Source organism: Pseudomonas sp. FP1742 (assembly GCF_030687145.1).
Lineage (GTDB): Bacteria > Pseudomonadota > Gammaproteobacteria > Pseudomonadales > Pseudomonadaceae > Aquipseudomonas > Aquipseudomonas frederiksbergensis_D.
Genome location: NZ_CP117460.1, coordinates 5,845,331 through 5,870,960 on the forward strand (window position 1 = coordinate 5,845,331; position 25,630 = coordinate 5,870,960).

Below are 25,630 nucleotides of genomic sequence, written 5' to 3' on the forward strand. Positions count from 1 at the left end.
ATGCGATCGAAATTACTCTTCACGGGCCGTAGCCTCCGCACTGATAGGGCTGGCGTATTCGGCTTTCAGTCGGCCGTCCTGGTCGAGGAGCCAGGCGTCCATGACTTGACGCACCACCGGCGCGGCGACGCCGGAACCGGACTCGCCGTTCTCGACCATCACCGACACCACGATTTGCGGGTTGTCGGCCGGCGCGAAGCCGACGAACAAGGCGTGGTCGCGGTGGCGCTCCTGCACCTTGGAGCGGTCGTACTTCTCGCCCTGCTTGATCGCAACCACCTGGGCCGTACCACTTTTGCCGGCAATCCGGTATTGCGCGCCGATCGACGCCTTGCGCGCCGTACCACGGGCACCGTGCATCACCTGCTGCATGCCGTGGTTGACCTTGGTCCAGTCGGACGGGTCGCGCAGGATGATGTCCGGCATCGGATTTTCATCCTTCGGCTTCTCGCCCTCGATGGTCTTGGCCAGGTGCGGACGATTCCAGACACCCTTGTTGGCCACCAATGCCGTGGCCTGCGCCAGTTGCAACGGAGTGGACTGCATGTAGCCCTGCCCGATCCCCAGAATCAGCGTCTCGCCCGGGAACCAGGCCTGACGACGGGTTACGCGCTTCCATTCCCGTGTCGGCATCAGCCCCGGCGACTCTTCGAACATGTCCAGGGAGACCTTCTGGCCAATGCCGAATTTGCTCAGGTAGGACGACAACCGATCAATCCCCAGCTTGTGCGCCAGGTCATAGAAGTAGGTGTCGTTGGAACGCATGATCGCCGTGTCGAGATCGACAAAGCCGTCACCGGTACGGTTCCAGTTGCGGTATTTGTGATCGTAGTTGGGCAGCATGTAGTAACCCGGGTCGAACACCCGGGTCGACGCCGTGACCACGCCCGCATCCAGGCCGGCAATCGCCACCGCCGGCTTGATGGTCGAACCCGGCGGGTACAGACCGCGCAGCACGCGGTTGAACAGTGGCCGGTCGATGGAGTCACGCAGCTCGGAGTAGGCCTTGAAACTGATGCCGGTGACGAACAGGTTCGGGTCGAAGCTCGGCTGGCTGACCATCGCCAGCACCTCACCGGTTTTCGGGTCCAGCGCTACCACCGCGCCACGGCGACCGCCAAGCGCGGCTTCGGCGGCTTCCTGCAATTTGATGTCCAGGCTCAGGACGATGTCCTTGCCGGATATCGGTTCGGTACGCTTGAGCACGCGCAATACGCGGCCCCGAGCGTTGGTCTCGACTTCTTCGTAACCCACCTGACCGTGCAGCTCGGGCTCGTAGAAGCGCTCGATGCCGGTTTTACCAATTTGATGGGTGCCGCTGTAACTCACCGGATCGAGCGACTTGAGCTCTTTCTCGTTGATCCGCCCCATGTAACCCACCGAGTGCGCAAAGTGCGCGCCCTGCGGATAATGCCGCACCAGCTGCGCAACCACTTCCACGCCGGGCAGACGGAACTGGTTCACCGCGATGCGGGCGATCTGCTCTTCGGTCAGCTCGAACAGGATCGGCACCGGCTCGAATGGCCGGCGCCCCTGACGCATGCGCTTCTCGAAGATCACCCGGTCCTCGGGCGTCAGCTCCAGCACTTCGACGATCACATCGAGCACTTGTTGCCAGTCGCCGGAACGTTCGCGGGTCATGCTCAGGCTGAAGCTGGGCCGGTTGTCGGCCACCACCACGCCATTGCGGTCGTAGATCAGCCCGCGAGTCGGCGGAATCGGCTGCACATGGACGCGATTGTTTTCCGACAGGGTCGAGTGGTACTCGTACTGGATCACCTGAAGAAAATACAGCCGCGCGATCAGCACGCCGATCAGCGTGACTACCGCAATTGCCCCGAACACGACGCGGCCACGCACCAGACGGGCGTCTTTTTCGTGGTCCTTGATGCGGATCGGCTGGGACATGGGGGCAGAACTACTTGTGGTAAGGGTGGCCGGACAGCACTGTCCAGGCACGATACAGCTGTTCGCCGATCAGAATCCGCACCAGCGGGTGCGGCAACGTCAACGGCGACAACGACCAGCGTTGATCCGCCCGGGCACAGACTTCCGGCGCCAACCCCTCGGGGCCGCCGACCATGAAGTTCACCGTGCGCGAGTCCAGCCGCCAGCGATCGAGTTCGACCGCCAGTTGCTCGGTGCTCCAGGGCTTGCCGTGGACTTCGAGGGTGACAATGCGCTCATTCGGCCCGACCTTGGCCAGCATGGCTTCGCCTTCCTGACGGATAAAGCGCGCCACGTCGGCGTTCTTGCCGCGGGTGTTGAGCGGAATTTCCACCAGTTCCAGCGCCAGCTCGGACGGAAGACGCTTGGCATATTCATGCCAGCCTTCTTCCACCCACTTGGGCATGCGTGAACCGACGGCGATCAGTCGCAGTCGCACAGCGGTCCCTTATTGCTGGTCTTTGTTGAGCTTGATGAAATGCTCATGGGTGTTTTCCGGGCTGTGGTGCGCGGCGCTGCCGGCACGGCTCTGCTCGGCACCCTGCCACAAACGCTCCAGGTCATAGAACTGGCGAGCACTGGCCGTCATCATGTGCACGATGACATCGTCCATATCCAGCAACACCCAGTCGCTGTCGCCCTTGCCTTCTTCACCCAACGGCTTGACGCCCTGGGCCTTGACCGCTTCGCGGACCTTATCCAGCATCGCGCCGATCTGGCGGTTGGAAGTACCAGTCGCGATGATCATGAAGTCAGTGATGCTCTGCTTTTCACGCACGTCGATCACCAGGATGTCCTGGGCCTTGACGTCTTCCAGGGCCGCCACGGCAACCTTGACCAGCTCTTCGCCACGCAGATCCGGGCCGGTGTCAGCCGCTACCGGCAGCGGAGCGCTCTTGAACGTGCCTTTGCGCTTTACTTTGTTTACGTCTTTGTCAGTCATATAAAACTCGTTTTGCTCGTATGTTCGGGCGCTTCGCTACACGCATTCACGTGCCTTGAAGCGCGCCCTTTTTCAGTTCGACGCACGGTAAAGTCCGTGCGCATCGATGTAGGCCAGGACCGCGTCGGGCACCAGGAAACGTACCGACTTACCGCTGGCCAGCAGTTGACGGATCTGGGTGGCGGATACCGCGAGCGGTGTCTGCCAGACGAATGCAATCTGTCCGCTCGGCCCTTTGAGGGCCAGCGGGTCGCTCACCGAGCGCGCCGCCAACAGATTGCGCAAGGCATCCGGCGGTTCGCTGTCGGCATCCGGGCGTTGCAGCACCAGGATGTGGCAATGCTGGAGCAACTCTTCCCAGCGGTGCCAAGTGGGCAGGCCGCAAAATGCGTCCCAGCCCAAAAGTAGAAAAACCTGGTCTGAGGCGGCCAGTTCAGCCCGCATCAGTTCCAGGGTGTCAATGGTGTAGGACGGTTTGTCCCGCTGCAATTCGCGGGCGTCCACCACCAACGGCGCCACACCGGCCACCGCACACTTGACCATCGCCAGACGGTCCTTCGCCGACACCTGCGGCTTGTCCCGATGGGGCGGCCTGGCACTGGGTGTCAGACGCAACTCATCGAGCGCCAGCGATTCGGCGACTTCCAGCGCACCGCGTAAATGGCCGATGTGCACCGGATCGAAGGTCCCGCCCAATATGCCGATGCGGCGGGGCTCGCTGGCGGTCACTTGGGCTGACGGGTCTAGGTCGCCCAAGTCAGAGCGACTCCTGACCGCGCAACTGACCGTCGCCGACCACGATGTACTTCTCGCAGGTCAGCCCCTCGAGGCCTACCGGGCCGCGGGCGTGCAGCTTATCAGTAGAAATGCCAATCTCGGCACCCAATCCGTATTCGAAGCCATCGGCGAAGCACGTCGGGGTGTTGATCATCACCGAGGACGAGTCGACTTCAGCCACGAAACGCCGGGTGTCGGCCAGGTTTTCGCTGACGATCGAGTCGGTGTGATGGGAGCCGTACCTGTTGATGTGCTCGATGGCCTGATCCAGCCCGTCGACCACGCGGATCGACAGGATCGGCGCCAGGTACTCGGTGGTCCAGTCTTCTTCAGTGGCCGCTATGGCTTCGATGATCGCCCGGGTGCGCTCGCAACCGCGCAGCTCGACGCCTTTTTCGCGGAACCGGGCAGCCATCGCCGGCAGGAATGCGCTGGCGACCGCTTGATCCACCAGCAAGGTTTCCATGGCACCGCAGATGCCGTAACGGTAAGTCTTGGCGTTGAACGCGATGCGCTGGGCTTTCGGCAGATCGGCGTGGGCACCGACGTAGACGTGACAGATGCCGTCCAGGTGCTTGATGACGGGCACGCGGGCATCGCGACTGACCCGTTCGATCAGGCCGCGGCCGCCACGGGGCACGATGACGTCGACATATTCGGGCATGGTGATCAGCGCACCCACGGCGGCACGGTCGGTGGTTTCGACCACTTGCACCACGGCGGCCGGCAGATCGGCCTCGGCCAGGCCACGCTGGATGCAGGCGGCAATGGCACGGTTGGAATGAATCGCCTCGGAGCCGCCACGCAGGATGGTCGCGTTACCGGACTTCAGGCACAGGCTGGCGGCATCGATGGTCACGTTCGGCCGGGATTCGTAGATGATCCCGATCACGCCCAACGGCACGCGCATCTTGCCGACCTGAATGCCCGACGGCCGATAGCTCATGTCACGGATCGCGCCGACCGGGTCCGGCAGGGCCGCGACCTGGCGCAACCCGACGATCATGCCGTCGATGCGCGCCGGCGTCAGCGCCAGGCGCTCCAGCAGGGCCGGCTCAAGACCATTGGCGCGGCCGGCGGCCAAATCCAGTTCATTGGCTGCTGCCAGCTCGGCGCGCGCAGCGTCCAGCGCATTGGCGGCAGCCTGCAAGGCGCGATTTTTCTGCGCGGTGCTGGCACGACCGATCACGCGGGAAGCTTCGCGGGCGGCGCGACCCAAGCGGGTCATGTAGTCAAGAACGGACTCAGTCATGGTCTGTAGAGGTCTTTGCTAGGCTTGGTAAAGAATAAAGCGGCAGATTATAGCTGTCGCGCCCCCCGACTAACAGCGGTGACGGGCGGATGGTCGAAATGGAGGGCAATTTGCCGACGTTCAGCCGTGATTAAGCTGCTTATTGTTATCATTAAGACTCAATCAGCCCTGATAAGCGCTGTTCATCATGACCAACCTGACTGTTCCTGCGTCCGATACGCGCCAGCCCAAAGCGCTACCGGATGCGTTTTTCGACCGCGACGCCCAAACGCTGGCCCGGGATTTACTGGGCAAAATCATCCGCCACCGGGTCGACGACCTGTGGCTCAGCGCCCGGATCATCGAGACCGAAGCCTATTACTGTGAAGAAAAGGGTAGCCATGCCTCCCTTGGTTACACAGAAAAGCGTAAGGCTTTGTTTCTGGATGGCGGCCACATCTATATGTATTACGCCCGCGGCGGCGACTCACTGAACTTCAGCGCCAAGGGTCCCGGCAACGCGGTATTGATCAAATCCGCCTATCCATGGGTCGATGAACTGAGCGGGCCGGCGAGCCTGGCGCAGATGCTGCTGAACAATCCCGATGCACAGGGCCGTCCTCGCCCCTCGCAAAAGCTGTGCGCCGGACAGACGTTGCTGTGCAAGGCGCTGGGGCTGAAGGTGCCGGTCTGGGACGCCAAGCGCTTCGACCATGAAATACTGCTGGTGGAAGACATCGGGCCTGCGCCCGGCCACGTCATCCAGACCACACGCCTGGGCATCCCCCACGGGCGCGACGAACATTTGATGTATCGCTTCGTCGACGCGGCTTACGCGCCGTACTGCACCCGCAACCCGTTGCGCCGGGGCCAGGTGGAAGGTCGAGACTATTTTTTGCTGTCCTGAAATTTTCCCGGACTTGAAACAAAGGCAAACCCATGTGGGAGCGGGCTTGCTCGCGAAAACGGCCTCCCAGGCGATATTGATGTCGCCTGACACACCGCCTTCGCGAGCAAGCCCGCTCCCACAGGAAATCTGTGCCGTTACGAAGATTGGGCCCGCCCTTGGGGCCAAATAATTATTCGATGGAGTTGTTTTTATGGGCCCATGGCTCGATAGCGTGACCGGTTGGCTGACGGTCAATCCGCAGTGGCTGGCCGTGGCAGTGTTCATCGTGGCTTTTGTGGAATGTCTGGCGATTGCCGGATTGATTGTGCCTGGCACAGTGCTGCTGTTTGCCGTCGCGGTGCTGGCCGGCAGTGGCGCGTTGTCGCTGGGTCAAACATTGCTGTTGGGTTTTCTCGGCGGCGTGCTGGGTGACGTCGTTTCGTATTTTCTTGGCAGACATTTCCACCAGAACATCCGGCGCCTGCCGGGGTTGCGTCATCATCCGGAATGGATCGCCGGGGCCGAGGCGTATTTCCAGCGTTATGGCATTGCCAGCCTGCTGGTCGGACGCTTTATCGGCCCGTTGCGGCCAATGTTGCCGATGGTCGCCGGGATGTTCGACATGCCGTTCCCGCGCTTCGCCGCCGTCAGCCTGCTGGCCGCCGCGGGCTGGAGTGTTGCGTACCTGCTACCCGGCTGGGCCACCGGTGCGGCCATTCGCTTACCGTTGCCTGAAGGTTTCTGGCCCGAGGCCGGGATCGTCGCGGGCAGCATCGCCGTCATGGTGGGCTTGAGCATTACCAGCAGCATGCGCCGTCATCGCAAGGCGACGATGATGATCACCGGCATGAGCTTTCTAATTCTGGCGGGACTGTTCATTGGTTACCCGCACCTGACCGCCCTCGATCAAGGGGTAATGACCCTGGTGCAGGAACACCGCAGCCCGACGCTCGATGAAGTGGCGGTGGTGTTCACGCTGATCGGCGAATTCCGCAACATGTTTATGATCAGCGCCCTGTTGACGGCCCTGCTGTTGCTGACGCGACAATGGCGGCATGCGATCTTCGCCGGCAGCACGTTGCTTTTCACCGCGCTGGGCAACACCGCAACCAAGCACTTTTTCGCCCGTATCCGCCCGGAAGTGCTGAGCGATCCGTTGACCAGCTACAGCATGCCCAGCGGCCATGCTTCGGGCTCGTTCGCGCTGTTTCTGACGCTCGCGGTGCTGGCGGGTCGTGGACAACCGCCGCGTATGCGCCTGACCTGGTTATTGGTCGGCTGCTTGCCGGCGCTGACGATTGCCTTGTCGCGGGTGTATCTGGGGGCGCACTGGCCGACTGATGTGCTGGCCGGCGCGATGTTGGCGGCATGCGTGTGTGCGGCGAGCCTATGGCTGACGCAACGCCAGACGCCGCTCAACGCCATGCCACCCAAGGTCTGGTGGCTGGTGTTGCCATCGTTGGTGGCGTTGTTCGGTTTCTTTGTGTTGCGGCATTTGCCGCATGCGCTGTTGCGGTATGCCTATTAGAAGATCAAAAGATCGCAGCGGACGTCAGGCAAACAACTCACCCTGCAATTCATTCAGCAACGCCTGAATCGCATCCAGCCGTTGTTGCGGATCATCGAGTTGCAGCAGGTCAATCTTGTCCGCCTCGGAAAACGGCAACAGATACGCCAACTGATTGGCCAGCGACTGTTGCCCTGTCGCTTCGGTACCCATGCTCAGCGCTTCGACCATCGGGTGTTCCGCCAAGGCCTTGAGCAGCGCCACCAGATCGGCATCTTCATCCTGTAGCGGTTGCTCGGGCTCATCTTTAAGCCACTCGACGTCGGCGACGATCAACTGGTCGCGCTGCACCTCGGTGCGCACTACGTGGAAACGCCGCCCGCCCTTTACCCGAATGCCCAACAGGCCATTGTCCTGCTGATGGAAATCGGTGATCAGCGCCTCGCACCCCACCCGTGCGTAGCCTTCAGGAGCGATGCCGACTTCTTCGCCCTCAAGAATGCACACCACGCCAAAGCCACTGCCCTGTTTCATGCAGCGACCGATCATGTCCAGGTAGCGCGCCTCGAATATCTGCAAGTCGAGGATGCAGTCCGGAAACAGCACTGTGTTCAGCGGGAAAAGCGGCAGACTCATAGACATTTCCTTACACCACCATCGACACCGCCAACGGCAGGAACACCGCCGTGGCCACGCCCATCAGACTCATCGCCAGCGCCGCGAAGGCGCCGCACTCCTCACTTTCCTGCATGGCCACCGCCGTGCCGACCGCGTGGGCGGTCATGCCCAGGGCCATACCGCGGGCCTCCGGACTGTGGACACCGAGACGGGTCAAAAGACTCGGCCCGAAGATCGCCCCGATCACTCCGGTGATCAACACGAACACCGCCGCCAGTGCCGCGACACCACCAATCTGCTCGGCCACCAGCATGGCTATCGGCGAGGTCACCGACTTGGGGGCCATGGTCATCAGGATCATGTGTTCGGCGCCGAACCACCAGCCCAGCAGTACACCCATGCCAGTGGCGACCACGCCACCTATCACCAGCGTAGTAAATATCGGCCAGAACAACTGTCGAATCCGCCGCAGGTTGAGATACAGCGGCACCGCCAGCGCAACAGTGGCCGGCCCGAGCAAGATACTGAGGATCTCGGTGCTCTTGCGGTATTCGGTGTAGCTCAGGCCACAACTGACCAGCACACCAATGACCAGCAACATGGACACCAGCACCGGTTGCAAAAAGATCCAGCGGGTTTTCTCGAACGCCGCCAGCACCAACTGATACGCACCCAGCGTAATGCCGATGCCGAACAGCGGATGATGAATCACCGAGGCCCAGGCGCCATGCCAATCGAACATCATTGGCTGTCCTCGGAATGAGCGTGACGCTTGACCAGGCGCTGCATCAGCACCCCGGCGAAGGCCATCGACAGCACCAGCGACAATACCAGCGCACCGGTGATCGCCCAGAAATCCGCGGCAATGTCAGCGGCATAAACCATCACGCCCACGGCCGGCGGCACCAGCAACAACGGCAGGTAACGCAGCAGACTACTGGCGGCGAGGTTCAGCGGTTCGCCGACTTGACCGCGGGCAATCAGATACCCCAGCAACAACAGCAGGCCAATGATCGGCCCGGGCAGCACCGGCAATATCAGATGGTTGAGGGCAGTGCCGAGCAATTGAAACAGCACCAGCCAGGTCAGGCCACGTAACAACATCCATCATCTCCCGTGCTCTCCCCACCAAGAAGGGGCGCGACATTATAAGCACGCCAACGCTATGGATCGGCATTCGCCAAAAGCATGGTCGGTTGACCGGAGCAATTTGTCATGTTGATCTAAAGTGGTTCGCAGGGAGGCCAGATCCCCCCACTCGAAAACTATAAAACCGATGAACCCAAGGAGAGTCTCAATGCCCTATGTTCCAATTGCAGAGCTCAAAGATTATGTCGGCAAGGAACTCGGATGTTCCCAATGGCTCACCATCGATCAGGAACGCATCAACCTGTTCGCAGAAGCCACAGGCGATTATCAGTTCATCCATGTCGACCCGGTCAAAGCCGCGCAAACACCTTTTGGCAGCACCATCGCCCATGGTTTCCTGTCGCTGTCGCTGATCCCCAAGCTGATGGAAGACATCCTCATCCTGCCTCAAGGCGTGAAGATGGTGGTCAACTACGGCCTGGACAGCGTGCGTTTCATCCAGCCAGTGAAGGTCAACTCCAGGGTTCGCCTCAAGGTCGACATGAACGACGTCACCGAGAAGAAACCCGGCCAGTGGCTGCTCAAGGCCACCGCCACCCTTGAAATCGAAGGGTCGGACAAACCGGCGTATATCGCTGAGCCACTGTCCCTCTGCTTCGTGTAAACCATCCCGGATGCGAAGCAGCTCACGCTGTTTCGCGCCGTCTGCTTTTCTACCAGCTGTATAAGGGCACATAGCTGCGGCATACTCGGTCGCCTAATTGCCCGGATCCCGCTATGCGCTCACTTGCACTCCTTGCCCTGACCCTGTTGCTCACCGCCTGTGGCGATGGCGAATCGCTGCTGCCCCCCGATGCCCGTCTGCCGGACGGCGGGCGCTATCGCGGTGACCTGGTCAACGGCTTGCTGCAAGGCGAGGGTCGCATCGATTACCCGAATGGCAGCTGGTACGCCGGCCACTTCGACAAAGGCCAATGGCATGGCCAGGGCGAATGGCACGGCAGCAACGGCGAGGTCTATCGCGGGCAATTCCAGCAGGGGCTGTTCGACGGTCAAGGCACCTTGACCACCACCGGCAGCAGCTACACCGGCGGTTTCAAGGCCGGCCGACGGGATGGTGAAGGCACCCTCAAAGAAAACGCCATGACCTACCGCGGCGAATTCAAGGCCGATCAATATTCAGGGCTCGGTCGTCTGGAACTCGAAGACGGCAGCCAGTACCAGGGTCAGTTCGCCCACGGCAAACCCAACGGCGAAGGCCAGCGCAGCGATGCCAGCGGCAATCAGTTCACCGGGCATTTCGTCGACGGCCAGCTGGAAGGCAACGGCACCTTCAACAGCGCCGATGGCGATATCTATGTCGGCGGGTTCAAGAACAATCAACTGCATGGCAAGGGCCGCTACGAAAACGCCGATGGCGACGTCTGGATCGGTCAGTTCAAGGAAGGCGTGCTGAACGGCAAGGGCGAGTTGATCGGCGCCGATGGCAGTCACTACATCGGTCAGTTCAGTGACTGGCGCTTCACCGGCCAGGGCCGCTTGAACCTGGCCGATGGCAGTTTCTATATCGGCCAGTTCGACGGCGACAACTATCAGGGCAAAGGCACGCTGGTGCTGACCGATGGCACGGTGCTGAGCGGCACCTGGATCAACAGTCAGCGAGTGCGCGACGCCGACGGCAAGCTGCTGCCCGACACCCTGGAACTCGGCTTGCTGGCTCAGGGCCGCTTGCTCGACGAAGCGCTGGCCAACGTCCCGGCCTCGACTCCGGCGGTCGAGCTGTACACCTTGACCCTGGGCGGTGACGGCAAGCAGAGCGTGTTCCTGCGCGAATCCGACTACGTCGCCAACATGCTCGCCAGCCGTTTCGGCGCTTTCGGCCAGATCCGCCTGGTGAATCATCGCGACCACCTCGGCGACCGGCCGATGGCCACTCGGGAAAACCTGCGCCGCGCCGCACAAACCCTGGCCGAGCGCAGTGGCCCGGAAGACTTGCTGTTCATTTACCTGACCAGCCATGGCTCCAGTGAACACGAACTGGTACTCGACCAGCCACGCATGGAACTGGCCGACCTGCCGGCCGACGAACTCGCCGCCGTCCTCGCCCCCCTGAAGAAGCGCGACAAAATCATCGTGATTTCGTCTTGCTATTCCGGCGGCTTCATCCCCGCACTCAAGGACGAACGCACCCTGATCATCACCGCATCACGCGCCGATCGGGTGTCCTTCGGCTGTTCGGAAGAAGCCAACTTCACTTATTTCGGCGATGCCTTGTTTGCCCAGGCACTGAACCAGACCGACGATCTGGAGCAAGCCTTCAAACGGGCCAGCACCACCGTGGCCGAGCGTGAGCTGGCCGACAACTTCGAAGCTTCCGAGCCACAGATCTGGGCGCCGAAAACCGTGCTCGCCCACTGGCAATTGTTACGTAAGCAGCAAGCACGAAAGGCCCTGCAAAGTGTCTCTATCAGCAAGGATGAAAAGAGCAACTAAGCTGAAGAGTATCAAGGGGGAATTATTATGTACTTGACGCCTCAGCATGTATTGCTTGCCGGAGCTACCGGGTTGACCGGTGAGCATTTGCTTGACCGTCTGCTCAATGAGCCAACGATCGCACGAGTGTTGGCACCCTCACGCCGGCCACTGGCTGAGCATCCTCACCTGGAAAACCCGGTCGGCGATCCTGCGGTGTTTTTGCCGCAATTGAACGGTCGGGTGGATATCGCTTACTGCTGCCTTGGCACCACCATCAAGCAGGCCGGCTCCGAAGAAGCATTTCGCGCAGTGGACCTGGACATGGTGGTGGCCTTCGCCAAACGTGCACGGGAGATGGGCGCACGGCACTTGATTGTGATCAGCGCCTTGGGCGCCGATCGGCGATCCTCGATTTTCTACAACCGGGTTAAAGGCGAGATGGAACACGCATTGCGCGCGCAGAATTGGCCGCAGCTGACCATTTGCCGGCCTTCGCTGTTATTGGGCGAGCGTGTCGAGCCGCGGCTGGCCGAGCGGGTCGCCGGCCCGTTGTCGAAATTGATTCCGGGCAAATACCACGGTATCGAAGCCTGCCAACTGGCTCGAGCAATGTGGCGCCTGGCGCTGGAAGAACAGGACGGCGTGCGGATTGTTGAGTCGGATGAGTTGCGCAAGCTGGGCAAATAATTGCGCAGTGCCTGAATGGACGCCTTCGCGAGCAAGCCCGCTCCCACATTGGATTTGTGCACGACACAGACCCAATGTGGGAGCGGGCTTGCTCGCGAAGGGCGCAACATCGATTCAAAGCCGAACGCTACAAACCACCCGTTGCTTGAAAACTTACGCCAATCACCGTCAACAACGACAACGGCAACAGCAGCGTGTCGAGCAACGCACTGGCCGGTAGATCGACGCCCGGATAACTCGGCGCCTCTGCGCCAAATCTGTCCATGGCGCAGCACCCGCCGTTCATTGCATACAAGTCCAGACGCGTTCCCGAATACACCACCGGCGCTCCAGGCTTGGCGGCATCGAGGGTGCGCGCCGTGGCGCAGCCTGCCAGTTGCACCGTCAGCAGGATGATCAGCAGCTTATTCATCACTGCTCAAATGGTGTTCACCCCAGCGCGGCAGCATGTCTTGCGGAATGTTCAGCAAATTGAGAATTCGCGCCACGACGAAGTCGATCAAGTCATCAATGGTCTGCGGCTGATGATAGAAACCCGGCGACGCCGGCAGAATCGTCACGCCCATGTTCGACAGCTTGAGCATGTGCTCCAGATGGATACTCGAATACGGTGCTTCACGCGGCACCAGAATCAACTGACGGCGCTCCTTCAATGTCACGTCGGCCGCCCGCTCGATTAAATTGTTGCAGGCCCCGGTCGCGATAGCCGACAAAGTCCCGGTGGAACACGGCACCACCACCATCGCCGCTGGCGAGCCGGAGCCCGAAGCCACCGGCGACATCCAGTCTTCCTTGCCATACACCCGAATCTGCCCGGCGGCGGCGCCGGTGTATTCAGTGAGGAAGGCTTGCATCATCTGCGGCTTGGACGGCAGCGAGACATCGGTCTCGGTGGCCATCACCAGTTGCGCGGCCTTGGAAATCAGGAAGTGCACCTCGCGGTCCTCGCGCACCAGGCAGTCGAGCAGGCGCAGGCCGTACTGGGCGCCCGAAGCGCCGGTCATCGCCAGCGTGATGCGTTCCGGACCATTGTTCATTGCAGCGCCTCGGCCAGTTTGCCGTGCAGGCCGCCGAAGCCGCCGTTGCTCATGATCACCACGTGGGTGCCGGGCTGGGCCTGGCTCTTCACCCGCTCGATGATGCCTTCCAGCGAATCGCTGACAATCGACGGCACGGTGCACAACGCCGCCGTGGCGCCCAAGTCCCAACCGAGGTTGGCCGGCGAATACCAGATCACCTGATCGGCATCGACCACGCTTTCCGGCAAGCCATCGCGGTGAGCGCCGAGTTTCATGGAGTTGGAGCGCGGCTCGATGATCGCGATCAACGGCGCATCGCCGATGCGTTTGCGCAAACCGTCGAGGGTGGTGGCAATGGCGGTCGGGTGGTGAGCGAAGTCGTCGTAAATGGTGATACCACGGACTTCCGCGACCTTTTCCATCCGCCGCTTCACGCTTTTGAACGCGCTCAGTGCCGCAATGCCCATCGACGGCACGACGCCGACGTGGCGCGCGGCGGCCAAGGTGGCCAAGGCATTGGCGACGTTGTGCTGACCGGTCATGTCCCACTCGACCACGCCTTGAGCGACGCCTTCGAACATCACTTCGAACTTCGAGCCATCTTCACTGAGCAGTTTGACCTGCCATTGACCGCCGGCGCCGGTGGTTTGCACCGGGGTCCAGCAGCCCATGTCGATGACGCGCTGCAACGCCGGCTCTGTGGTCGGATGGATCACCAGGCCTTCGCTCGGAATGGTCCGCACCAAATGGTGGAACTGTCGCTCGATGGCCGCCAGATCAGGGAAGATGTCCGCGTGATCGAACTCCAGATTGTTCAGGATCGCCGTGCGCGGGCGGTAGTGAACGAACTTGGAGCGCTTGTCGAAGAATGCGCTGTCGTATTCGTCGGCTTCAATCACGAAGAATGGCGTATCGCCCAGACGCGCCGACACCGAGAAATTCTGCGGCACGCCGCCGATCAGGAAACCCGGGCTCATACCGGCGTGTTCCAGAACCCAGGCGAGCATGCTGCTGGTGGTGGTCTTGCCGTGCGTGCCGGCAACCGCCAGCACCCAGCGGCCTTGCAGCACGTGATCGGCCAGCCATTGCGGGCCGGAGACGTACGGCAGGCCTTTGTTCAACACGTACTCGACGGCCGGGTTGCCGCGGGACATGGCATTGCCGATCACCACCAGGTCCGGAGCCGGATCGAGCTGCGCCGGGTCGTAACCTTGGGTCAACTCAATGCCCTGGGCTTGCAGCTGAGTACTCATCGGCGGATAGACGTTGGCGTCGGAGCCGGTCACGCGATGGCCCAGCTCTTTGGCCAGAACCGCCATCGAACCCATGAAAGTGCCGCAAATACCAAGAATATGAATGTGCATAGTCGACCTCGTAAAACATGGCCGCAGGTTAGCGTAGGGAGGGGAAAATCGCACCTTTGTTTCTGACTTGAGGACGCCTTCGCGAGCAAGCCCGCTCCCACATTAGGTTTTGGGTGTACACAAAATCCAATGTGGGAGCGGGCTTGCTCGCGAATGGCCGCGACGTGGTTTACCAGGCGATACCGTGTTTACGCAGCTTCCGATAAAGCGTATTGCGGCTGATGCCCAGCTGTTCGGCGGTATGGGTCATGTGCCAACGCTGCTGCTCCAGCACCGTCAGCAACGCCAACCGCTCGGCATCGTCCAGCGGATACTCGGACGGTTCTTCAATCGTCGCCACCGTCACCGGCCGGGCCTGACGAATCATCGCCGGCAAATCTTCCAGCCCGATCCGACCGCCGTCACACAACGCCGCCAGGGTCCGCAGCACATTGCGCAACTGCCGCACGTTCCCCGGCCAGGCAAAATCCAGCAAGGCCTGCCGCGCCGCTGCATCAATCAATACCGTCTCCCCGCCCGCCTCTTCGGCCAGCAGAAAGTCGAGCAACTGCGATTTGTCCGTACGCTCGCGCAACGCCGGCAAGGCAACCTCCAGCCCATTGAGCCGGTAATACAAATCCTCGCGGAAACTGCCGTCCTGCACCCTCTCGAGCAAATTGCGGTGAGTGGCGCTGATGATCCGCACATTGACCGATTCCGGTTCGCCGCCAATCGGCACCACCTGACGGTCTTCCAGTACCCTTAATAGCCGGGTTTGCATGCTCAGCGGCATGTCGCCGATTTCATCCAGGAATAAAGTCCCGCCATCGGCCTGCTGCAACTTGCCGCGCATGCCTTCCTTGCGGGCACCGGTGAAGCTTCCGCCGCGATAGCCGAACAGCTCGCTTTCGATCAGGCTTTCGGGAATCGCCGCGCAATTGAGGGCAACGAAAGACTTTTCTGCCCGTTGACTGGCCTGATGCACGGCTTTGGCGAAGGCTTCCTTGCCGGAACCGGTTTCGCCGTTGATCAGCAACGGCACGTCCCGTTCGAACACACGCAAGGCCTTGCGGAAGTCTTCCTGCAACGCGGTGTCTCCCAGGCAAATACCCGACAGCCGTGGGCGCTCGACCACTGCCGGGCTCTGCACCACGGGCGCAGGAATGCTGCGCGGCTGCCCACGCAACACCGCAAACAGCCGCCGCCCGTCTCGGGTGCGCAACGGCCAACTGGCGCTGGCATTGGCGCTCGCGCGGCCGAGCAATTCATCCAGCGAGCAGTCGAAAAACGCCTCCACCGGCTGGCCCAACAGGCCGCCACGAATATGCCCCAGCAAATTCAGCGCGCTCTGGTTGACCGCACAGATCCGCCCTTCCCCGTCGAACGCCAGCAGCCCTTCACTGAACAGCCCGACGGATTCGGCCTGCAAGTGAAAACGCAGCAGCCATTGATTGTCGAAGTAACGCAGGAAATAACAGCTCTCGATCATCTTCGCCGACAGATTAACCAGGGCCATGGTGTGAAACTGGCTCTGCCGCGAAACCTCGTGACGCGCCGAAGACACGTCGAGCACCGCCAACAGTTCACCGTGAGGATCGAACACCGGGCTTGCCGAGCAAGTCAGGCCGGTATGGCGGCCGCGAAAGTGTTCGTCCTGGTGGATGGTCAGGGACTGGCGCTCCACCAGGCAGGTGCCGATGCCGTTGGTACCTTCGCAGGCTTCGCTCCAGTCGGCGCCCAGCCAAAGGCCGGCGCGTTCGAAAATCTTCCGTTCGGCGGGCGCGGTGACGCAGTTGAGGATCACCCCGCGAGCGTCGGTCAGCAACACGGCGTGGCCGGCGCCGGAGAGTTGCTGGTGGAGGCTGGTCATTTCGTTGCCGGCGATCTGCAGCACTTGCTGCAAACGTTCGCGGCTTTCCAGGAGACGGCCATGTTCCAGCACCGTCGGCGCCATGGTCAGGGCCGGGTCGAGGTGATAGTCCTCAAGGCAACGCAGCCAGGAACGGGCAATGGACGGATCGCTGCCGGGACCGTGCAGGTGGGATTTGCCCTGGGTCACGGTCAACACTTGCTGGGCATGGCGACTCAAATGGTTGTCGTGCATTTCTTATTATTCTCCCCGATAGGTGAGTGCCTACCTATAACCACTTCCTGTGGCGAGGGGGCTTGCCCCCGTTCGGCTGCGCAGCAGTCGTAAATCCTGAGCATGCGGTGTATCTGGTAAATCGAGGTGAATGGTTTGGGGGCTGCTTCGCTGCCCAACGGGGGCAAGCCCCCTCGCCACGCAAGCTCCCTCGCCACAGAGGATTACCTGTGGGCCATTTGAGGCCCAGCATCCTCCAGCCATCGACGCATTGCAATGCTGGCAAGACCCATCGGTCACAGGTTGTGCCACAAGCGGTACAAAGTGTCACACGGGTTGTACCGCAAGCGTCACAAGCCCCGCCCAGCCGTCCGACAAAAAACACACAAGTCCTTGATTTAACTGACCTGCAAGGCGGTGGCCCAACCTTTGCTCTACGCTTGTTACCGCGCTCTGGCGCGTCCTCCCTTATAAGCACAAAAGCCAAGGAGAAACCCATCATGCGTTACGCTCACCCAGGCACTGAAGGCGCTATCGTTTCGTTCAAGAGCAAATACGGTAACTACATCGGCGGCGAGTTCGTCGCGCCTGTCAAAGGTCAGTACTTCACCAATACTTCGCCGGTCAACGGCCAACCGATTGCCGAATTCCCGCGTTCCACCGCCGAAGACATCGAAAAGGCCCTGGACGCCGCCCATGCCGCCGCCGATGCCTGGGGCGCCACGTCCGCCCAGGCACGCTCGCTGGTGCTGCTGAAAATCGCCGATCGCATCGAACAGAACCTGGAACTGCTGGCGATCACCGAGTCCTGGGACAACGGCAAGGCCGTGCGTGAAACCCTTAACGCCGACATCCCGCTGGCCGCCGACCACTTCCGCTACTTCGCCGGCTGCATCCGCGCCCAGGAAGGCAGCGCCGCCGAGATCGACGGCAACACCGTGGCCTATCACATCCATGAACCGCTGGGCGTGGTCGGGCAGATTATCCCGTGGAACTTCCCGATTCTGATGGCCGCCTGGAAACTCGCCCCGGCCCTGGCCGCGGGTAACTGCATTGTCCTCAAACCTGCCGAGCAAACCCCGCTGGGCATTACTGTGCTGATGGAGCTGATCGGCGACCTGCTGCCACCTGGCGTGCTCAACGTGGTGCAAGGCTTCGGCAAAGAAGCCGGGGAAGCCCTGGCCACCAGCAAGCGCATTGCCAAGATCGCCTTCACCGGGTCGACCCCGGTCGGCTCGCACATCATGAAATGCGCCGCCGAAAATATCATTCCGTCCACCGTGGAGCTGGGTGGCAAGTCGCCAAACATCTTCTTCGAAGACATCATGCAAGCCGAACCGACCTTCATCGAAAAGGCCGCCGAAGGCCTGGTGCTGGCGTTCTTCAACCAGGGCGAGGTCTGCACCTGCCCGTCCCGCGCCCTGGTGCAAGAGTCGATCTATGACGAGTTCATGAAAGTCGTCATGAACAAAGTCCTGCAGATCAAACGCGGCGACCCGCTGGACACCGACACCATGGTCGGCGCCCAGGCGTCCGAGCAGCAATTCGACAAAATCCTTTCGTACCTGGACATCGCCAAGGGCGAAGGCGCCGAGCTGCTGACCGGTGGCAAGGTGGAAAAACTCGAGGGCAGCCTGGCGACCGGGTATTACATCCAGCCGACCCTGCTCAAGGGCACCAACAAAATGCGCGTGTTCCAGGAAGAAATCTTTGGCCCGGTGGTGAGCATCACCACCTTCAAGGACGAAGCCGAAGCCCTGGCCATCGCCAACGACACCGAGTTCGGCCTGGGTGCCGGCCTCTGGACCCGCGACATCAACCGCGCCTACCGCGTGGGCCGCGCCATCAAGGCCGGTCGCGTGTGGACCAACTGCTACCACCTGTACCCGGCGCACGCCGCGTTCGGCGGTTACAAAAAGTCCGGTGTCGGGCGTGAAACCCACAAAATGATGCTCGATCACTATCAGCAGACCAAAAACCTGCTGGTGAGCTACGACATCAACCCGTTGGGCTTCTTCTAAAAACCGGGGGGCGATACAGGTATTTCTGTATCGCCCTTCAGAAGGCCATCGCGGGCAAGCCCGCGATGGTGCCCTTAAACGCCTCCTTCATCGCTCTGCCGGTCTGGCATGGGCTTTGCACGCCCGCTCTACACGCTGAATGCCATACCCGAAAGTCCAACAAATCAAACAATAAAAAAGACAGAGAGGACTTATGACTTCTACCACGCAGAGAGGACCTATGACTTCTACAACACAGCTCAAACCCACACTCGGCACTCTGCATCTATGGGGCATTGCCGTCGGCCTGGTGATTTCCGGTGAGTATTTCGGCTGGAGTTACGGCTGGGGCACCGCAGGCACCCTGGGTTTTCTCGTCACCGCATTGATGGTGGCGACGATGTACACCTGCTTCATCTTCAGTTTCACCGAATTGACCACCGCCATTCCCCACGCTGGCGGGCCGTTTGCCTACAGCCGTCGGGCCTTCGGCGAACGAGGCGGACTGATCGCCGGCATCGCCACCCTGATCGAATTCGTCTTTGCGCCACCGGCAATTGCCATGGCCATCGGCGCCTACCTCAATGTGCAATACCCGGAACTGGACCCGAAGGTCGCCGCTGTTGGCGCCTATTTCGTGTTCATGACCCTGAATATCCTCGGCGTGAGCATCGCGGCCACCTTCGAACTGGTGGTCACCGTGCTCGCCGTCGCCGAATTGCTGGTGTTCATGGGTGTGGTCGCACCAGGCTTCAGCTTCAGTAACTTCGTGCTCAACGGCTGGTCGGGCGCCAACGAATTCAGCATGGCCTCGATTCCCGGCATCTTTGCGGCCATCCCGTTCGCGATTTGGTTTTTCCTCGCCATTGAAGGCGCAGCCATGGCCGCCGAAGAAGCCAAGGACCCGAAACGCACGATTCCCAAGGCTTATGTCAGTGGCATCCTGACCCTGGTGTTCCTCGCCATCGGCGTGATGGTCATGGCCGGCGGTGTCGGCGACTGGCGTCAGCTGTCGAACATCAACGACCCGCTGCCTCAGGCGATGAAAGCCGTGGTCGGCAACAATTCGAGCTGGATGCACATGCTGGTGTGGATCGGCCTGTTCGGTCTGGTGGCGAGTTTCCACGGGATCATTCTGGGCTATTCGCGGCAGTTCTTCGCCCTGGCGCGCGCGGGTTACCTGCCTAAAGGGTTGGCCAAGCTCTCGCGCTTCCAGACCCCGCACCGGGCGATCCTGGCGGGCGGCGTGATCGGCATCGCGGCGATCTACAGCGACGGCCTGATCAACCTGCAAGGCATGACGCTGACGGCTGCAATGATCACCATGTCGGTATTCGGCGCCATCGTGATGTACATCATCAGTATGCTGAGCCTGTTCAAACTGCGTAAAACCGAACCCAACCTGGAGCGCACCTTCCGCGCGCCGGGCTACCCGATCGTACCGGGGATCGCGCTGTTTCTGGCGGTGGTGTGCCTGGTGGCGATGGCCTGGTTCAACGCGCTGATCGGCTGTGTGTTCCTCGGTTTCATGGTGGCCGGTTACCTGTATTTCCAACTGACCGCCAAGCAACGCGCCGATGCGCCGGCAGATGCGATGCTCGAAGGCGTCTGAAATGCACCGGCGCCGGGCTGACTCCCGGCGCCTGCCCTATTGAAGTGCACCAGAACCCGCTCCCACAGGGGTTAGTGGTGCATTTGAGATATTTATTGAATCAGGAGGACACCGTCCCATGGCCGTATTTGCCCATACCGTCGGCGCCCAGACCTACCGCTTCGACAGCCTCAAGGAGGTCATGGCCAAAGCCAGCCCGGCGCGCTCCGGGGACTTTCTGGCCGGCGTTGCAGCCCTCAACGATGGCGAGCGGGTGGCCGCGCAGATGGCCCTGGCCGACACCCCGCTGGCCCACTTCCTGGAGGAAGTGCTGATTCCTTACGAGGCCGATGAGGTCACCCGACTGATCATCGACACTCACGACAAACAGGCTTTTAAAGCGGTCAGCCACCTCACCGTCGGCGGTTTCCGTGACTGGCTGCTCAGCGACGCCGCCAACGAACAGAGCCTGCGCGCCCTCGCCCCCGGCCTGACCCCGGAAATGGTCGCCGCCGTGTCGAAGATCATGCGCGTGCAGGACCTGGTGCTGGTGGCGCAGAAAATCCGCGTGGTCACCAAGTTCCGCGGCACCCTGGGCCTGCGTGGCCGGCTCTCGACACGCTTGCAACCCAACCATCCCACGGACGAACCGGCCGGCATCGCCGCAAGCATTCTCGACGGTCTGCTGTACGGTAACGGCGACGCGATGATCGGCATCAACCCGGCCACCGACAGCATCGCTTCGATTTGCGCCATGCTGGAAATGCTCGACGCGATCATCCAGCGCTACGACATTCCGACACAGGCCTGCGTGCTGACCCACGTCACCACCTCCATCGAGGCGGTCAATCGCGGGGTTCCGCTGGACCTGGTGTTCCAGTCGATTGCCGGCACCGAAGCGGCCAACGCCAGTTTCGGCATCAACCTCAACGTTTTACAGGAAGGCTACGACGCGGGCTTGAGCCTGAATCGCGGCACATTGGGCCAAAACCTGATGTATTTCGAGACAGGCCAAGGCAGTGCCTTGTCGGCCAACGCCCACCACGGCATCGATCAACAGACCTGTGAAACCCGCGCCTACGCCGTGGCACGGCATTTCAAACCGTTTCTGGTGAACACCGTCGTAGGCTTCATCGGCCCGGAATACCTCTATAACGGCAAACAGATCATCCGCGCCGGCCTCGAAGACCACTTCTGCGGCAAGCTGCTGGGCGTCCCCATGGGTTGCGACATCTGTTACACCAACCATGCCGAAGCCGACCAGGACGACATGGACACCCTGCTGACCTTGCTGGGCGTGGCCGGGATCAACTTCATCATGGGCATCCCCGGCTCCGACGACATCATGCTCAACTACCAGACCACGTCATTCCACGACGCCCTTTACGCCCGGCAAACCCTGGGCCTGAAACCGGCGCCGGAGTTTGAACAGTGGCTGGCGAAGATGGGCATCTTCACCCAGGCAGACGGCAAGATTCACTTCGGCAACAGCCTGCCACCGGCGTTCCGCCAGGCATTGGCGCAACTGGGATGAGTGTTTATATGGATAAGCCACCCCTCGATCCGCAAAACCCGTTGCTGGAACTGCGTCGCCTGACCCCGGCGCGCATTGCACTGGGTCGCACCGGCACCAGCATGCCGACCCGCGCGCAGCTGGATTTCCAGTATGCCCATGCACAGGCCAGGGACGCGGTGCACCTGCCATTCGATCACCCGGGGCTCAGTTCGCAACTGGCCGAGCGTGGACGTGAGAGCTTGCTGCTGCACAGCGCCGCCACGGACCGGAACAGCTATTTGCAGCGCCCCGATTTGGGACGCAAGTTGAGTGACGAGTCGGCGCAGACCCTGCGCGATTACGCACGAGCCAATCCTGGCGGGGTGGATCTGGCTGTAGTGGTGGCCGATGGTCTCTCGGCACTGGCCGTTCATCGCCACACCTTGCCGTTTCTGGCGCGCATGGAAGAACAGACAGCCATTGAAGGTTGGTCCCTGTCACCGGTGATTCTGGTGGAACAGGGCCGGGTGGCGGTGGCCGACGAGATTGGCGAGCTGCTCGGTGCGAAAATGGTGGTCATACTGATCGGCGAACGCCCCGGCTTGAGCTCGCCGGACAGCCTGGGGTTGTATTTCACCTATAATCCCAAGGTCGGACTGACGGATGCCTATCGCAATTGCATCTCGAATGTCCGGCTCGAAGGCTTGAGTTATGGCATGGCGGCACACCGTTTGCTGTATCTGATGCGCGAAGCCTGTCGGCGGCAGTTATCGGGGGTCAGTCTGAAGGACGAAGCCCAGGTTCAGACGCTGGAGTCGGACACAGGAGCAGACTTGAAAGGTAATTTCCTACTCAGCCCGTCGAACGCCTGAACCGTTTCCGCATTGCGTTTCTGTTCCGGTTTCAGGCAGGATCGATGCACGGCCGCCAGGGGTTTCCTATCGCCGTCACCACGTAAGACAGCCACTTGAAGACGAGACCTACCATGCGGATTATTCAAGCGACCCTCGAACACCTCGACCTGCTGACCCCGTTGTTCGTCAAATACCGCGAGTTTTACGGATCCCTGCCGTATCCGGACTCGTCCCGGGCGTTCCTCGAAAAGCGCCTGCGACGCAAAGAGTCGGTGATCTACCTGGCCCTGGCCGATGACGACAACAACAAACTGTTGGGTTTCTGTCAGTTGTACCCGAGCTTTTCGTCTCTTTCGCTCAAACGCGTGTGGATCCTCAACGACATCTACGTCGCCGAAGACGCCCGCCGCCAGTTGGTGGCCGACAACCTGATCCGCACCGCGAAGAAAATGGCCAAGGAAACCAATGCCGTGCGCATGCGCGTTTCCACCAGCAGCAACAACGAAGTCGCGCAGAAAACCTACGAATCCATAGGGTTCAGGGAAGATACCGAGTTCAAGAACTACGTGTTGCCGATCAGTGACGAGTTGTAAACACCTTGGCGGCGAGGCGCACCCTGCAGCGAGGGGGCTTACCCCCGCTGGAGTGCGAAGCGCTCCCAATCCCGGACAGGCGTCTTGTCTGACAAAACTGATTTGCTGATTGACGACCGCTTCGCGGCCGAACGGAGCGATGCGGCGTTCCGACAAGCCCCCTCGCCACAAAGGATTGTGCAAGGCCAACAGACTGCTGGTCGACCCATCGACATTCCTCGCTACAAACTCGACGTGTTTTTCACTTTTCACCCCGTATAATGCCCACACCTCACGGCTCGTAAGAAAAATTACACCCTGCTGTAGTCTTACGCAGAGCCATCCGCACAGGCCTGCCGAGTCGGGCCATCACCACAGGTGCTTTCCATGGATTTCAACCCGATCGACCTTATCCTGCATCTCGATGTTTACCTCGACTTGCTGGTGACTAACTACGGGTCATGGATCTACGCCATCCTGTTTATGGTGATCTTCTGCGAAACTGGTCTGGTGGTGATGCCGTTCCTGCCGGGCGATTCCCTGCTGTTCATCGCCGGGGCCGTGGCGGCCGGTGGCGGCATGGACCCGGTATTGCTGGGCGGCCTGCTGATGCTGGCGGCGATCCTCGGTGACAGCACCAACTATCTGATTGGCCGTACCGTCGGCGAACGGCTGTTCAGCAACCCGAACTCGAAAATCTTCCGCCGCGACTACTTGCAGCAAACCCACGACTTCTACGACAAGCACGGAGGCAAAACCGTGACCCTGGCGCGTTTCATGCCAATCATCCGTACCTTTGCCCCATTCGTCGCCGGCGTCGGCAAAATGCCTTACCCGCGTTTCTTTGCCTTCAGCGTCCTCGGCACCATCCTCTGGGTGGGCGGCCTGGTAACCCTCGGTTATTTCTTCGGCAACGTACCGTTCATCAAGAAAAACCTGTCGTTGCTGGTGGTGGGCATCATCCTGCTGTCGCTGCTACCGATGATCATCAGCCTGATCCGCAGCCGCCTCGCCAACGCCGCGTCCAAAGCCGAACCCCGCTGACTGACGATGTGGTCCCTTAGCGCCTGGCGACGCCGGCGCACCCTGGCCAGGCACCCGATTGCCGATGACATGTGGCAACGGGTGCGTCACCACCTGAGTTTTCTCGATGGCATCAGCGCGGCCGAAGACCGCTGGCTGCGCGAAGCCTGCGTGCTGTTCCTGCAAGACAAACACCTGACCGCCCTGCCCGGCGTCGAACTCCACCAGGAGCAACGCCTGCTGCTCGCCGCCCAGGCCCAATTGCCGCTGCTGCATTTGGGCGATCTGAACTGGTATCAGGGCTTTCACGAAATCATCCTCTACCCCGACGATTTCCTCAGCCCCCAGCGCCATCGCGATGCCAGTGGCGTCGAACACGAATGGGACGGCGAACACAGCGGCGAAGCCTGGCAGCAAGGGCCGATCATCCTCGCCTGGCCTGGGGTGATGGCCAGCGGTGGCTGGGAAGGCTACAACCTGGTGATCCACGAACTGGCGCATAAACTCGACATGCTCAACGGCGCCGCCAATGGCCTGCCACCGCTGCATGCCGATATGCGCGTCAGCGACTGGGCCAGGGTGATGCAAGAGGCTTACGACGACCTCGACCGGCAACTGGAGCGAAATCCGGACGCTGAAACCGCCATCGACCCTTACGCAGCGGAAAATCCCGCCGAGTTTTTCGCGGTCACCAGCGAATACTTCTTCAGCGCCCCGGATCTGCTGCACGAGGCTTATCCACAGGTCTACGAGCAGTTGAGGCTGTTTTACCGGCAGGATCCTTTGACAAGGCTTACGCAACTTCAGGCCGATGATCCGGTCTATCGGGCTCATGACTAAGGTCTCTACGACCTCTGTACATGGCGTCGTTGGCAGAATATGCCTATAATCGCCGCCACTTTTTGGTCAATCCGGCCAAGTATTTTTGGTCAACTAACGGGGGCACCGCCCAATGAGCTACAGCAAGATTCCGGCTGGCAAAGACCTGCCGAACGACATCTACGTCGCGATCGAGATCCCGGCCAACCACGCGCCGATCAAATACGAAATCGACAAAGACAGCGATTGCCTGTTCGTTGACCGTTTCATGGCCACCCCGATGTTCTACCCGGCCAACTACGGTTACATCCCGAACACCCTGGCTGACGACGGTGATCCCCTCGACGTGCTGGTCGTGACCCCTTACCCGGTTGCTCCAGGTTCGGTGATCCGCGCGCGTCCAGTCGGCATCCTGAACATGACCGACGACGGCGGCGGCGATGCCAAAGTCATTGCAGTTCCACACGACAAGCTGTCCCAGCTGTACGTGGACGTGAAGGAATACACCGACCTGCCAGCCCTGCTGATCCAGCAGATCGAGCACTTCTTCGCGAACTACAAAGACCTCGAAAAAGGCAAATGGGTGAAGATCGAAGGTTGGGACGGTGCAGACGCCGCCCGCGCCGCGATCACCAAGTCGGCTGCTGCCTATAAAGGCTGAGAAGCCA

At 61.0% G+C, this 25,630-nt stretch carries 25 protein-coding genes; 13 read left to right on the forward strand and 12 right to left on the reverse strand.

Going from position 1 to position 25,630, the window contains the following annotated elements:
• Positions 1–12 precede the first annotated feature (12 nt).
• The 5 genes from mrdA to PSH64_RS26520 form a co-directional block, all read right to left on the reverse strand.
• On the reverse strand, positions 13–1,908 hold the full coding sequence (mrdA, locus tag PSH64_RS26500; RefSeq protein ID WP_105343608.1) for a penicillin-binding protein 2: 1,896 nt from the start codon (positions 1,906–1,908) through the stop codon (positions 13–15).
• A gap of 10 nt (positions 1,909–1,918) precedes the next feature.
• Complete coding sequence (gene rlmH / locus PSH64_RS26505; protein ID WP_003185785.1) at positions 1,919–2,386, reverse strand: 23S rRNA (pseudouridine(1915)-N(3))-methyltransferase RlmH; 468 nt, start codon at positions 2,384–2,386, stop codon at positions 1,919–1,921.
• Between the two features lie 9 nt (positions 2,387–2,395).
• Positions 2,396–2,890, reverse strand: coding sequence for a ribosome silencing factor (gene rsfS / locus PSH64_RS26510; RefSeq protein ID WP_105343606.1), 495 nt, complete (start codon positions 2,888–2,890; stop codon positions 2,396–2,398).
• A 72-nt stretch (positions 2,891–2,962) separates the two neighbouring features.
• Entirely contained in the window at positions 2,963–3,646 is a 684-nt protein-coding gene (gene nadD / locus PSH64_RS26515) for a nicotinate-nucleotide adenylyltransferase (protein WP_105343604.1), read from the reverse strand.
• Position 3,647: 1 nt separating this feature from the next.
• Entirely contained in the window at positions 3,648–4,919 is a 1,272-nt protein-coding gene (locus PSH64_RS26520) for a glutamate-5-semialdehyde dehydrogenase (protein WP_305479170.1), read from the reverse strand.
• A 187-nt stretch (positions 4,920–5,106) separates the two neighbouring features.
• On the opposite strand from PSH64_RS26520, the gene PSH64_RS26525 reads away from it, so the two are divergent.
• Both PSH64_RS26525 and PSH64_RS26530 read left to right on the forward strand, forming a co-directional pair.
• On the forward strand, positions 5,107–5,805 hold the full coding sequence (locus PSH64_RS26525) for a DNA-3-methyladenine glycosylase (RefSeq protein WP_105343600.1): 699 nt from the start codon (positions 5,107–5,109) through the stop codon (positions 5,803–5,805).
• A 193-nt stretch (positions 5,806–5,998) separates the two neighbouring features.
• Positions 5,999–7,315, forward strand: coding sequence for a bifunctional DedA family/phosphatase PAP2 family protein (locus tag PSH64_RS26530; protein WP_105343598.1), 1,317 nt, complete (start codon positions 5,999–6,001; stop codon positions 7,313–7,315).
• A 24-nt stretch (positions 7,316–7,339) separates the two neighbouring features.
• Here PSH64_RS26530 and PSH64_RS26535 read toward each other — a convergent pair whose 3' ends face one another.
• From PSH64_RS26535 to PSH64_RS26545, 3 genes are read right to left on the reverse strand one after another with little or no spacing between them, the layout of a single operon-like run.
• Positions 7,340–7,930, reverse strand: a complete 591-nt coding sequence (locus PSH64_RS26535; protein WP_305479171.1) for an LON peptidase substrate-binding domain-containing protein — start codon at positions 7,928–7,930, stop codon at positions 7,340–7,342.
• Between the two features lie 10 nt (positions 7,931–7,940).
• Entirely contained in the window at positions 7,941–8,657 is a 717-nt protein-coding gene (locus tag PSH64_RS26540; protein WP_105343595.1) for an LrgB family protein, read from the reverse strand.
• A complete protein-coding gene (locus PSH64_RS26545; RefSeq protein WP_105343593.1) occupies positions 8,654–9,016 on the reverse strand; it encodes a CidA/LrgA family protein in 363 nt (120 codons plus the stop codon). The genes PSH64_RS26540 and PSH64_RS26545 overlap by 4 nt, the downstream gene beginning before the upstream one ends.
• 193 nt (positions 9,017–9,209) lie before the next feature.
• Here PSH64_RS26545 and PSH64_RS26550 point away from each other — a divergent pair, with 193 nt between their 5' ends.
• The 3 genes from PSH64_RS26550 to PSH64_RS26560 all read left to right on the forward strand — a co-directional run bounded on the left by PSH64_RS26550 (position 9,210) and on the right by PSH64_RS26560 (position 12,163).
• Positions 9,210–9,665, forward strand: coding sequence for a MaoC family dehydratase (locus PSH64_RS26550; RefSeq protein WP_105343591.1), 456 nt, complete (start codon positions 9,210–9,212; stop codon positions 9,663–9,665).
• Between the two features lie 113 nt (positions 9,666–9,778).
• Positions 9,779–11,494, forward strand: coding sequence for a C13 family peptidase (locus PSH64_RS26555; RefSeq protein ID WP_305479172.1), 1,716 nt, complete (start codon positions 9,779–9,781; stop codon positions 11,492–11,494).
• Between the two features lie 27 nt (positions 11,495–11,521).
• Positions 11,522–12,163 (forward strand): oxidoreductase, encoded by a 642-nt coding sequence (locus PSH64_RS26560; protein ID WP_105343587.1) that lies wholly within the window; start codon positions 11,522–11,524, stop codon positions 12,161–12,163.
• Between the two features lie 127 nt (positions 12,164–12,290).
• Here PSH64_RS26560 and PSH64_RS26565 read toward each other — a convergent pair whose 3' ends face one another.
• The 4 genes from PSH64_RS26565 to PSH64_RS26580 all read right to left on the reverse strand — a co-directional run bounded on the left by PSH64_RS26565 (position 12,291) and on the right by PSH64_RS26580 (position 16,629).
• Complete coding sequence (locus PSH64_RS26565) at positions 12,291–12,575, reverse strand: YceK/YidQ family lipoprotein (RefSeq protein WP_105343585.1); 285 nt, start codon at positions 12,573–12,575, stop codon at positions 12,291–12,293.
• Positions 12,568–13,200, reverse strand: coding sequence for a flavin prenyltransferase UbiX (gene ubiX / locus PSH64_RS26570; RefSeq protein ID WP_007937469.1), 633 nt, complete (start codon positions 13,198–13,200; stop codon positions 12,568–12,570). Before ubiX ends, PSH64_RS26565 begins: the two co-directional genes overlap by 8 nt.
• Positions 13,197–14,546 (reverse strand): UDP-N-acetylmuramate:L-alanyl-gamma-D-glutamyl-meso-diaminopimelate ligase, encoded by a 1,350-nt coding sequence (mpl, locus tag PSH64_RS26575; RefSeq protein WP_305479173.1) that lies wholly within the window; start codon positions 14,544–14,546, stop codon positions 13,197–13,199. Before mpl ends, ubiX begins: the two co-directional genes overlap by 4 nt.
• Positions 14,547–14,715: 169 nt before the next feature.
• On the reverse strand, positions 14,716–16,629 hold the full coding sequence (locus tag PSH64_RS26580; protein WP_305479174.1) for a sigma-54-dependent Fis family transcriptional regulator: 1,914 nt from the start codon (positions 16,627–16,629) through the stop codon (positions 14,716–14,718).
• A gap of 479 nt (positions 16,630–17,108) precedes the next feature.
• Between PSH64_RS26580 and PSH64_RS26585 the strand changes: the two genes are divergently transcribed.
• The 8 genes from PSH64_RS26585 (at position 17,109) to ppa (ending at position 25,623) form a co-directional block, all read left to right on the forward strand.
• A complete protein-coding gene (locus tag PSH64_RS26585; protein ID WP_105343579.1) occupies positions 17,109–18,629 on the forward strand; it encodes an aldehyde dehydrogenase family protein in 1,521 nt (506 codons plus the stop codon).
• A gap of 220 nt (positions 18,630–18,849) precedes the next feature.
• Complete coding sequence (eat, locus tag PSH64_RS26590; protein WP_105343577.1) at positions 18,850–20,220, forward strand: ethanolamine permease; 1,371 nt, start codon at positions 18,850–18,852, stop codon at positions 20,218–20,220.
• Between the two features lie 118 nt (positions 20,221–20,338).
• Positions 20,339–21,733, forward strand: a complete 1,395-nt coding sequence (locus tag PSH64_RS26595; RefSeq protein ID WP_305479175.1) for an ethanolamine ammonia-lyase subunit EutB — start codon at positions 20,339–20,341, stop codon at positions 21,731–21,733.
• 8 nt (positions 21,734–21,741) lie between these two features.
• Positions 21,742–22,566, forward strand: coding sequence for an ethanolamine ammonia-lyase subunit EutC (gene eutC, locus PSH64_RS26600; protein ID WP_105343573.1), 825 nt, complete (start codon positions 21,742–21,744; stop codon positions 22,564–22,566).
• A 113-nt stretch (positions 22,567–22,679) separates the two neighbouring features.
• Complete coding sequence (locus tag PSH64_RS26605) at positions 22,680–23,141, forward strand: N-acetyltransferase (protein ID WP_018925733.1); 462 nt, start codon at positions 22,680–22,682, stop codon at positions 23,139–23,141.
• Between the two features lie 366 nt (positions 23,142–23,507).
• Positions 23,508–24,164, forward strand: coding sequence for a DedA family protein (locus PSH64_RS26610; protein WP_105343571.1), 657 nt, complete (start codon positions 23,508–23,510; stop codon positions 24,162–24,164).
• A 6-nt stretch (positions 24,165–24,170) separates the two neighbouring features.
• Positions 24,171–24,983 carry a zinc-dependent peptidase gene (locus PSH64_RS26615; protein ID WP_105343569.1) on the forward strand — a complete coding sequence of 271 codons (813 nt, stop codon included), beginning with the start codon at positions 24,171–24,173 and terminating at the stop codon, positions 24,981–24,983.
• A 112-nt stretch (positions 24,984–25,095) separates the two neighbouring features.
• The gene (ppa, locus tag PSH64_RS26620) at positions 25,096–25,623 is read left to right on the forward strand and encodes an inorganic diphosphatase (RefSeq protein WP_105343567.1); all 528 of its coding nucleotides are present in this window, start codon (positions 25,096–25,098) and stop codon (positions 25,621–25,623) included.
• The last annotated feature ends 7 nt before the right edge of the window (positions 25,624–25,630 follow it).